The organism is Psychroserpens luteolus (assembly GCF_021032705.1).
GTDB lineage: Bacteria > Bacteroidota > Bacteroidia > Flavobacteriales > Flavobacteriaceae > Psychroserpens > Psychroserpens luteolus.
Genome location: NZ_JAHVXI010000018.1, coordinates 1 through 1,507, shown reverse-complemented (window position 1 = coordinate 1,507; position 1,507 = coordinate 1). Strand labels below are relative to the sequence as shown.

At 33.2% G+C, this 1,507-nt stretch carries 1 protein-coding gene; it reads right to left on the bottom strand.

Annotated elements, in window-relative coordinates:
• Positions 1–545: 545 nt before the first annotated feature.
• Positions 546–1,507, bottom strand: a 962-nt coding sequence (locus KWG70_RS17640; protein ID WP_230937362.1) for an RHS repeat-associated core domain-containing protein, incomplete at its 5' end; no start/stop codon positions are given.

The window sequence follows — 1,507 nt, the reverse complement described above, 5'->3', positions numbered from 1 at the left end:
CCCAACAGTTTTGTGACCATAAATTCAAAACCAATAACTGGAATACCAAAATTAAAACTAATCGTATCTTACTGTGTTGTACCATAATGACTAACTGTTTATGCGCTTTAGTGCAAATCTGTTCTCATTCGAATTCTTTATCCATTCACAAGCTTATTGTCTGTAAATAAAATGACTAGTTGTGCTATACTTACTAAAGTATAAAGCACAAATAAATAAGTTGCTTTTGATGATTTATTCAGAATATTAGTTTTAAGCCTATCATCTAAACGACTAATATTTCTCTTATGGATTAAATTCATAATTAGGGGAGAAAGGCTAAATAATAATAAAATCATAAAACCTTTCTTATTCAAAAAAATGTCTTCTATGTATATATATTCATATACAAAACTTAATAAAACAATTAATAGTGAAAAAAATAATATCACATATAATTGATTTTTAAAACTCTTAGCACTAGAACACTTAAGATATAAATAAAAATTCAGCGCTAAAAAAAACAATGCATTTATAATTAACATAAATCAGTTATTATTAAAACCTTAATCCCAAAGCCATCTAACTGGTATAGCTATATTAATACCCTCTTTTGCTCCAACTCCTAAACCTAAATGAGCTACCTCTTTGATTACTAATTTTCCTGTAGTTTCATCGTAATAAATTCCTCCATGAACTCCAGCGTGGGCGGATAACCCAGATACACCTACCGTCCAGTCAACTTCTACTCCAAATAAAGTAAAACCTCCTGTTACATCTGCTTTTACAGTATATGCTCCAGCTTCTGCTTTTGCTGCCAAACCATACCTTCCATCATTACCTGTTAAAACTCCACCAGATAGTTCAGCATTAGCTGATAAAAATTCGAATTCACCTTTACCGTTGACATTAAAGTCATCTGTACCTAATCTTAAAGATACATCTTCTTTAAAAAATGATGCTTCAGCTGTTGCATCTAAAGCAAATCTTCCATTCAAATTAAATTTAGCATCAGCAGATAAAAAAGAAAAATTTGTTGAGGCTCCTAAATATTTAGAATCATATTCAATATTTCCTTTTAGAACATGGGCATATGCATGACCATTCTTTGCTCCGTAATCAAATTCGCTTATGTTTTCAGTATATCTTGGCGCAACAATTACGACTTCATCTAAAATTCCATCTTCATACCATTGGTTTGGATCTCCAGCATAATCTCCACAATTCTCTGGACAAACATCACAAGGGCATCTCCCATCAGGATCGATAGTGTTAATAGGGTTATTAGACATTCCAACATATGGACTAAAACCTGCACCTGCTGGATCATATGTTAACCAACGTCCAATACGTCCATCCCATAACCTTGCTTCAAAAGCTTCTTTTCCTGTTTCAGGATCCTTCTCCTGGCCTTGGAATGCATAACGATACCCATTTGCACCACTCACCCTGTTGGGCATTGGCATACCAAATGGATAATAATCACTAAAAGCCAATGTCTCCACTGAGGTATCCTTGATCAATACAT